Source organism: Novosphingobium sp. 11B, assembly GCF_054589055.1.
The window spans coordinates 1-8,231 of the sequence record NZ_BAAILP010000219.1 but is presented as its reverse complement, the minus strand read 5'-3'; the positions used below and the strand labels follow the sequence as shown (position 1 = coordinate 8,231).

At 63.0% G+C, this 8,231-nt stretch carries 7 protein-coding genes and 2 pseudogenes; 4 read left to right on the top strand and 5 right to left on the bottom strand.

Features of this window, described 5'->3' with window-relative positions:
* Window positions 1–247 (top strand): annotated as a pseudogene (locus ACYPYD_RS20020) (hypothetical protein); the annotation flags it as partial.
* Window positions 248–340: 93 nt separating this feature from the next.
* Window positions 341–1,004, top strand: a pseudogene (locus ACYPYD_RS20015) (DsbA family oxidoreductase).
* Window positions 1,005–1,037: 33 nt separating this feature from the next.
* Here ACYPYD_RS20015 and ACYPYD_RS20010 read toward each other — a convergent pair.
* Window positions 1,038–1,958 (bottom strand): LysR substrate-binding domain-containing protein, encoded by a 921-nt coding sequence (locus ACYPYD_RS20010; RefSeq protein WP_459665041.1) that lies wholly within the window; start codon window positions 1,956–1,958, stop codon window positions 1,038–1,040.
* A gap of 98 nt (window positions 1,959–2,056) precedes the next feature.
* On the opposite strand from ACYPYD_RS20010, the gene ACYPYD_RS20005 reads away from it, so the two are divergent.
* Window positions 2,057–2,926, top strand: a complete 870-nt coding sequence (locus ACYPYD_RS20005; RefSeq protein WP_459665039.1) for an aldo/keto reductase family oxidoreductase — start codon at window positions 2,057–2,059, stop codon at window positions 2,924–2,926.
* A 52-nt stretch (window positions 2,927–2,978) separates the two neighbouring features.
* Here ACYPYD_RS20005 and ACYPYD_RS20000 read toward each other — a convergent pair whose 3' ends face one another.
* From ACYPYD_RS20000 to ACYPYD_RS19985, 4 genes are all read right to left on the bottom strand, one after another.
* A complete protein-coding gene (locus tag ACYPYD_RS20000) occupies window positions 2,979–3,623 on the bottom strand; it encodes an alpha/beta hydrolase (RefSeq protein WP_459665038.1) in 645 nt (214 codons plus the stop codon).
* A gap of 365 nt (window positions 3,624–3,988) precedes the next feature.
* Entirely contained in the window at window positions 3,989–4,750 is a 762-nt protein-coding gene (locus tag ACYPYD_RS19995; RefSeq protein ID WP_459665036.1) for an enoyl-CoA hydratase, read from the bottom strand.
* A gap of 52 nt (window positions 4,751–4,802) precedes the next feature.
* Window positions 4,803–6,086 carry a cystathionine gamma-synthase family protein gene (locus ACYPYD_RS19990; RefSeq protein WP_459665035.1) on the bottom strand — a complete coding sequence of 428 codons (1,284 nt, stop codon included), beginning with the start codon at window positions 6,084–6,086 and terminating at the stop codon, window positions 4,803–4,805.
* Window positions 6,087–6,420: 334 nt separating this feature from the next.
* Window positions 6,421–7,482 carry an SDR family oxidoreductase gene (locus tag ACYPYD_RS19985; RefSeq protein WP_459665082.1) on the bottom strand — a complete coding sequence of 354 codons (1,062 nt, stop codon included), beginning with the start codon at window positions 7,480–7,482 and terminating at the stop codon, window positions 6,421–6,423.
* 104 nt (window positions 7,483–7,586) lie between these two features.
* Between ACYPYD_RS19985 and ACYPYD_RS19980 the strand changes: the two genes are divergently transcribed.
* Complete coding sequence (locus ACYPYD_RS19980; protein WP_459665080.1) at window positions 7,587–7,967, top strand: winged helix-turn-helix transcriptional regulator; 381 nt, start codon at window positions 7,587–7,589, stop codon at window positions 7,965–7,967.
* The last annotated feature ends 264 nt before the right edge of the window (window positions 7,968–8,231 follow it).

The following is an 8,231-nucleotide window of genomic DNA, read 5'->3' as shown; positions in this document are numbered from 1 at the left end:
GTCCGGATCGCGCGATCCGGACGGGGACATCGTGGACTACACCTGGTGGCAGTATCGCGAGGCCGAGGCGGTCAACCGCAACCCGCGCGTCGAGCTCCAGCGCGGTGACCCTCTGGAGACCCGTTTCGTGGTGCCCGAGGTAACCGAGCCGACCCGCTTCCACATCATTCTCGAAGCGCGCGACCGGGGCATGCCGGCGCTGACCAGCTATCGCCGTGCGATCGTCTCGGTGGAGCCGCGGCGCTAATCGGGGAAATGGCGGGTATCTCTCGTCATGCGCCCGATCGTTCCCATCTGTCCGACGGTACGCCGATGCAGCCGATTGAAGGAAGGCCTGAGAATGCTCCAGCAGTTGAAGATCGATTTCGTGTCCGATGTGGCCTTGTCCCTGGTGCCTCATCGGACTGAAGGGCCTGGAAGCCGCCCTTGAGCGGCTCGAGGGAGAAGTCACTGCCGAGATCCATTTCCAGCCGTTCGAACTGAATCCGAACATGGGGAACGAGGGGCAAAACCTGCGTGAGCACATTGCCCAGAAGTACGGATCCACGCCCGAACAGTCGGCCGCGAGCAGGGCGGTGCTTCAGGAGCGCGCCGCAAGCGTCGGCTTCACAATTGCGATGAACGACGAGAGCCGCATCTACAATACGTTCGACGCGCATAGGCTGCTGCATTGGGCGGGAGAACAGGGCCGCCAATCCGAACTCAAGCACGCGCTGTTCGAGGCGTACTTCACTCAGGGCGCCAATGTCTCGCGCCATGAAGTGCTGCTGGACGTAGTCGCGCGCGCAGGCCTCGATACGTTGCGCGCGGCGGAAATCCTCTGCGGAGACGAATTCGCTTCGGCAGTCCGTGATGACGAGGAACTCTGGCGCTCGCGGGGGATCTCGAGCGTCCCGGCGATCATCATCGACGAGAAGTACCTTGTGTCGGGCGGCCAGCCGGTCGAGGTGTTCGAGGAGGTGCTGAAAAAGATTGCCGCCGAACGGGTTGCAGTCACTCAGTAGCCCCGGACGGCACCTTGATGCAGGCCGATGTCGTTACCTCTGCGGCTTCGGCATGGCTGGCTCCGTTCGGGTGAAGTCGATGAAGGCCCTGAGCGGAGGGGGAAGCTGGCGGCGGCCGGAATAATACAGCATCGGCCCCGAGAACGGCTCGTCCCATTCGTCGAGTATCCGTTCCAGGGCTCCTGACTGCATGGCCGGGGCAAGCCAGTCTTCGAAAAGCCGCACGACACCAAGGCCAGCCGCCGCCGTCTCGACCAGCAGGTCGCATGCCGATCCGGGCTGGATGAGCAGGGGGCCGGGAGGGTCGAGGCGGATCACTTCGTCGCCGCGCTCGAACTCCCAGGTGGCCCGTGCGCCACTGGAGAAGCGCAGGCGCAGACAAGCGTGGTCGAGGAGTTCACGGGGATGGGCGGGGCGGCCATGGGCATCCAGATAGGCGGGAGCCGCCGCCGTAATTATCCGCTGCGACCGTGGCCCGATCGGTAATGCGATCATGTCCTGCTCCAGCCGTTCCTCGTAGCGGATTCCGGCGTCGGCGCCGGAGGCGAGGATATCGACGAAGCTGTCCTCCACGGCCACTTCCACGCGGATCTGGGGGTGCGCCTTCAGGAATGGCGGCAGGATGCCGGGTAGGACGGTCCTGGCGACGTTCGCCGGGACATTGAGTCGCAAGGTGCCGGCTGGCTGGTGGGTTTCGGCATGGACGGTGTCGAGTGCGGCACTGATCTCGGCGAGGGCGGGGGAGAGGCGTTCGAACAGCCGTGCGCCTGCTTCGGTGGTAGAGATGCTGCGCGTCGTGCGGTGCAGCAGGCGGGCGCCCAGCCGCGTCTCCAACCGCCGAAGCGCTTCGCTGAGGCCGGACGCGGAAACGCCCGATACGCGCGCCGCTTCGCGGAAGCCGCCCGCGCGGGCGACGGCCACGAAAGCCGATAGGTCGTCGAGTTCAGTCGCCATTGTGCATATTCTCGTACAGCCTGTTCCAAACTGCACGGCTTATCGATCGATGGCAACTAGCCCATATGCCTTGTTGCACCGTCACAGGAGACTTGCACATGACCGACCTTGCCACTGCGAAGACCTTTGAACTCGGCGACCGTACCGTCAACCGGATGGGCTACGGCGCCATGCAGCTTGCAGGACCCGGCGTGTTCGGCCCGCCGCGCGATCGCGCTGCCGCGATTGCGGTCCTGCGCGCTGCAGTAGAGGCCGGGGTCAACCATATTGACACGAGCGACTTCTACGGACCGCATGCCACCAACCAGATCATCCGCGAGGCCCTGCATCCCTATACCGATGATCTGGTCATCGTGACCAAGGTGGGCGCAGTTCGCGGCGACGATGCCTCGTGGCTACCGGCGCAGAGCCCCGCCGAACTGACGCAGGCGGTGCACGACAACCTGCGCAATCTGGGACTGGAGCAGCTCGATGTCGTCAACCTGAGGCTGATGGGCGATGTCCACGCGCCGAGCGAAGGATCGCTCGAAGCACAGTTCTCCACGCTTGCGCAATTGCGCGAGCAGGGGCTGATCCGGCATCTTGGCCTTAGCAACGTCACCCTTGAGCAAGTAGCCGAGGCGCAGAAGATCGCGCCGGTGGTCTGTGTGCAGAACCAGTACAATCTCGTTCACCGTGCCGACGACGCGCTGGTGGAAGATTTGGCCGCCCAGGGGATCGCTTACGTCCCGTTCTTCCCGCTGGGCGGGTTCAGCCCGATCCAGTCGGATGCGCTGTCCCGGACCGCGGCGCGGCTCGAAGCCAGCCCGTTGCAGGTTGCGCTGGCGTGGTTGCTGGCACGTTCGCCCAACCTGCTCCTGATCCCCGGCACCTCGAGCGTCGCGCATCTGACGGAAAACCTGGCGGCCGAAAGGCTGCGCCTGTCGCAGGATGTTCTTGACGAGTTGGATGTCATAGCGGGCACATGAAATCTGCCGCCGTTCGAGGGCAGAGGTGCGCTGTGAGGTCGGATTGCGCGGTCTAGCCGATGACCGTCCGGGCGAATGCCGCCGCTGCCTCGAGGCCATCCTGCCCGACGCTGTGGCCCAGCCCCGGCGAGACGTGCATCTCCACACCCACGCCGGCTGCCGTGAGTGTGGTGTTGGCAAGATCCATCGAACGGAACGGCACCACCTCGTCTTCGGTGCCGTGGATCAGCAGGACTGGCGGGCGGCTACGGATATCTGCCTGCAGATGATCCGGCGCGACCAGCATGCCCGAGATGCCGACGATTCCGGCGACAGTTTCGGTCCGGCGCAATCCCACGTGGAGCGCCATCATCGTGCCCTGGCTGAACCCGACAAGCAGCAGGCGGTTGCCGGGCAGCCCGGCAGCTTCGAGCTCAGCAGTAAGGAAGGCATCGAGCATCGGCGCCGCAGCGGCCGCACCGGCGGCACGTTCTGCCATCGAGAAGGTCTCGATCGGCCACCACTGGTAAGCGGCCGCTATGTGGGGGATTTGCGAGGGTGCATTCGGCGCCACGAAGGCGGCATTCGGCAAGGCGGGCTGAATCATGCTTGCAAGCGAAATGAGGTCCTCGCCGTTGGAGCCATAGCCATGGAGGAGGACTACCAGAGCATCGGGGGCATTGCCGGAGAACGGGGCGAGGCGGGGGCCGTCGAGCATCAGGATCTTCCTTCTGGATTGTGTGGGGCGCGTGGTCGAGCGCCCACAGGCTTCGGTTGAAACGCACCGCGTGGCGTCCCCGTTCTGGCGGCCGCAAACTGGCGTGCGAGATCGATGAATGCCTTGAACGCGGCAGAACGCCCTGCGGCCGGGATGGCAGCGGCACAGCGGCACAGCGGCATAGCGGCGCGAGCGGCGCGAGCGGCAGGGGCAGTCGTCCAGCTTTCTCACCAGCCGACCGTATGTGCGCTCGTCCCGGATCCGCCTCCATGAAGCAGCCGATATCCACGGCTTCAAGCCCAAGCTGATAGAGCGGAGTGTCGCAAGCGAGAAGCGCGGTGGGTACCAGGGGCAAGGGGCAAGTTTCAGCCTCGCGAAACGAAGACAGGTTGGCGCTTCTCGAAGAACGCAGCGAAGGCTTCCTGGGCCTCGGGCGATTGCATCGCACTGCGGAAAAGGCCTGCTTCCTCCTCGATGCGTGCAGCTACAGCGGCCTGATCGCCTTTCATAAGACGCCGCGTTGCAAGAAGGGACTCCGGCGGCTTGATGGTCAAAAACCGAGCCTTGCTCCTCGCATGGTCGAGAAGCCCATCGCCCGGAACGATACCGGTGATCAAGCCCGCCATGTCCGCGCCTTGCGCATCCATCGGCTCACCCAGCAGCAGCATCGATGCCGCCTTGGCATACCCAAGCGTAGCGGGCGCCAGCAGGCTTGATCCCGCTTCCGGGACGATCCCGAGGTTGACGAACGGCATGACGAACCGGGCGTCCGGGGCTGCGTAAACGAGATCGCAATGGAACAGCAGGGTCGTTCCGACGCCCACGGCAAGGCCTTGGACCGCAGCGACGATCGGCTTCTGGAACATGGCTATCGCCCGGATGAAATCGAAGGCGGCGGCGGCGCCTTCCGGGCCGGATACGAAATCGGCCAGGTCGTTCCCGGCACAGAACGCGCCGCCCGTACCATGGATGAGCACCGCGCGAACATCGCTTCGGTGAGAGGCGTCGGCGAGGGCGCTCGTCATGATCCGGTACATGGCGCCGGTCAGCGCGTTCTTCTTCCCGGGGCGGTCGATCTCGATTTCCAGAACGTGGCGGTCGTTGGTCACTTTGACGAAGTCCGTCATGTGCCCTTCCTTCCCTGATTTGAGTGAAATTATGAACCAGCCGGGTCGATATTCAGGCCTGGTCGAGTGCCTGAGACAGATCCGCGACGATATCGCTTTCGTTCTCGATTCCGATGGACAGGCGGACCGTGGACTGCAGGACGCCGATCCGGTCCCGGATTTCCACGGGTACGCCGGAATGGGTGGTTGTGGCCGGGTGGCTCGCCAGCGATTCCGTGCCTCCCAGGCTGACCGCGAGCTTGAAGATCTGCAGGGCGTTGAGGAACCGGAACGCCGCCGGCTGCCCTCCCGCGATGTCGAAGGCGAAAGTCGATCCCGCTCCTTCGCACTGCGCCGCAAAGACGTTCGCCTGCGGTGAGCCCTCGGCATGAAACGGGGGATAGGCCACGGCTTCGACCTTGGGGTGGTCGCGCAGAAAAGCGGCGGCCACGGCAGCATTCGCGTTCGCGCGTTCCATCCGCAGGCCGAGTGTCTCGAGCGAACGACTAAGCATCCAGCTGCTGTGCGGATCCAGCTGCGTGCCAATTGCGCTGCGCAGTAGCCGGACTTCCCGCATGATGGCAGCCGATCCCAGCGCGGCTCCTGCGACCAGATCCGAATGGCCGCCGACATACTTGGTCAGCGAATAGAGCGAAATATCGGCGCCGTGCCGCAGAGGCTGCTGGAAGATCGGGCCGAGCAGGGTGTTGTCGCACATGAGATGCGGGCGATGCCCCTGCTCCAGCGCGATGAGATCGCGGACCCGTGCGAGAAGGGCGATATCGACCAGGCTGTTCGTGGGATTGGCAGGTGTTTCGATGAGTATCACCGACAAGCGCCCCAAGGCGGCGGCTCTACGTGCCGCGCTGACGATTTCGCTTTCATCGAGGCCATCGGCAAAGCCGACAGCGCCGATGCCCAGATTGGCGAAGGTTCGGGTCAGAAGAGTCTCGGTCCCGCCGTAGAGAGGCTGCGAATGTAGTATGACGTCGCCTGGTCTGGCGAACGCCAGAATGCTGGTGGTGATCGCGCCCATTCCCGATGAGAAGACCACGCCCGCTTCGGCGCCCTCGTAGACCGCCAGGCGATCCTCGACGATCTCGCTGTTGGGGTGGTTGAAGCGCGAGTAGACCAGTCCGCGACCTTCGCCCGGCGGCGGCTCCTTGCGACCGGCAACATAGTCGAAAAAGTCCCGGCCTTCCTCAGCGGTCGGGAAGACGAAAGTGGACGTCAGGAATACCGGTGGCTTGACTGCACCTTCGGACAATGACGGGTCGTAGCCGTAGTTCAGCATCAGGGTGTCGGGATGAAGCTGGTGATCCCCAATGGCGGTCTTGCTCTCACGTGGTGCGGTCATTTGTGCTCTCCTCGGCTCGCCGCTTATTTGCCACCCGGTTGCGGAAGTGCAGCATTATTCCCAAGGCTGCAATATGCCCTCGCACCCGCGCTGCCGCCCACCCGGGCCATTTGTGGTTGATCCGGGGCGGGGCTGAATAGTAGTTCGAGCACCTTCGTCGGCTCATTCACGAACGGCCGGACCTGGTCGCAGCTGGCGGGTAGCAGAGTAGCGGAGATTAATAGCGCCTCATCTCAGCTGCAGCCTGCTTATCTCGACCCTTTGTTGCCGCTACGCCAGCGATTTTGGTTCCTCAGGTGCGGACTGTCCGCTCATCCCTCCCACATGGCCAGCATTACGGGATGAGACGATCCGAGCGGAGCCTTTCGAATAGAGCGTAAAAGGCCTCTTCGGTCGATTGATATGCCGTAAAACCGAGCCGCCGGCTCTTTGACATGTCCGTAACGACCTCGATCGGTCGGCCAAGATCAGCATCGGTGTGCCAGGGAGATGCGAGACGCGACAAATCCGGCTCAGTCAGACCTTCACGCTCCGCTATCACCCGCCAGTTACCAGCATCATCCGCCATCTGCTCTTCCAATGGGCGGATCGTTCCATCAAAGGGCTCTGCCTCGATGCCGAACCAGTCTGCTATCCGGCTCCACATCCACTGCCAACGGAATACATCGCCATCGACTACGTTAAAGTCTTCGTTATGGGCAGCTTCGGTCTCCGTCGCCCATAGCAAATGCCGCGCCAGCTGCCCGGCGTCAGTCATGTCGGTCAAGCCATTCCATTGTGCGGCCGACCCGGGGAAGGTGAATGGCCGTCCGGTGTCTCGGCACAGGGAAGCGTAGACCGCCAAGGTCGTTCCCATGTTCATGGCGTTGCCAACCGCCTTGCCGATGACCGTATGGGGGCGATGAACGCTCCAGGTAAAACCATCTCGCTGCGCCGCCGCGAACAGTTCATCTTCCTGAGCATAGTAGAAGTTCTCTACATCGAGCCGACCCTGCTCCTCGCGGAAGGGCGTCTGAGGCAAGGTCCCTTGCCCGTATGCCTCGAAGGGCCCGAGGTAATGTTTGAGCCCGGTGACCAGCGCGACGTGGCGGGAGCCTGAAGCCTTCGGCAAGCCGGAGAGCAGGTTCCGAACCATAGCGCCATTCACTCGGATGTTTTCTGCCTCGCTGTCCTGACGTAACCACGTGGAGATGAAGACAGCCTCTGGGTCGATCTGCGCGAGAGCCGCCGAGGTAGCCTGCGCATCCCGCAGGTCGGCGAGGACGGGCATTACGCCGCGCTGCTCGACCGGGCGCCGGGACAGCCCATAAACCGTCCAGCCCCGCTCGAGCAACAATGCCGCCGTTGCGCTTCCCACTATGCCGCTAGCGCCAACTACCAACGCGGTCTTCGCCATGATCATCGCCTTCGTCTCGTTCAAGAGCAACTCAACTAGGCACGATCCGCGTTTGGTTCTAGACGGCACCAAATAGGCCACTAGGCACCAAAAGGTAACCGGTCATACTCCCCGGAACCGCTGAAGAAGAATGGCGCGAAGACTGCGCCCCGCGCCGGGTCCTGTCGCTTTTCGCAACCAAATGGACCAGTATGGTGCTGCACACTTTGCATGAGCGCCATGGTGGCGCTTGCCGCACTGGTGCCTTGCAGAGAAGCCTTCCCGGCATTTCCAAGAAGATGCTGACGCAGACTCTGCGCGATATGGAAGAAATCGGCTTGATCAGTCGACATGTTCAAAGCGATATTCCGCCGGCGGTCGAATACCGCCTGACCGCGCTGGGCACACGTTTCGTTGAACCAGTCGAGTTGCTTTATGCATGGGGGCGCGACAATCCCGATGCGCTCGATCAGCTTGGCACCAGGCCAACGAGCAGACGAAACTGACATCCTCACCAGCGGAGTGAACGAGGCCGCAAATGTGGCCGCTGAAGACCTTTGCTGTGAGGTCACAGAACCATCGGGCTACGACCCATTTAAGACTCTCAGCAGCCAATTTTTGATCCCCAGCTGCTGACGGTCTGTTATCCCGGCAGATGCCGACATATTCAGACGTTCCTCAAACCTCGCCATTGGTAGCCCGCTCACGGAAGCTGCCTCTGGACTTTGGAAGCGGCACCATTTCGCATTAGCGGATCAGGAGCAGCGCGC

Coding starts and splice junctions, on each gene's coding strand:
- ACYPYD_RS20010 (WP_459665041.1), bottom strand. CDS start 1,958: ATGGCGACTGAACTCGACGACCTATCGGCTTTCGTGGCCGTCGCCCGC.
- ACYPYD_RS20005 (WP_459665039.1), top strand. CDS start 2,057: ATGACCGACCTTGCCACTGCGAAGACCTTTGAACTCGGCGACCGTACC.
- ACYPYD_RS20000 (WP_459665038.1), bottom strand. CDS start 3,623: ATGCTCGACGGCCCCCGCCTCGCCCCGTTCTCCGGCAATGCCCCCGAT.
- ACYPYD_RS19995 (WP_459665036.1), bottom strand. CDS start 4,750: ATGACGGACTTCGTCAAAGTGACCAACGACCGCCACGTTCTGGAAATC.
- ACYPYD_RS19990 (WP_459665035.1), bottom strand. CDS start 6,086: ATGACCGCACCACGTGAGAGCAAGACCGCCATTGGGGATCACCAGCTT.
- ACYPYD_RS19985 (WP_459665082.1), bottom strand. CDS start 7,482: ATGGCGAAGACCGCGTTGGTAGTTGGCGCTAGCGGCATAGTGGGAAGC.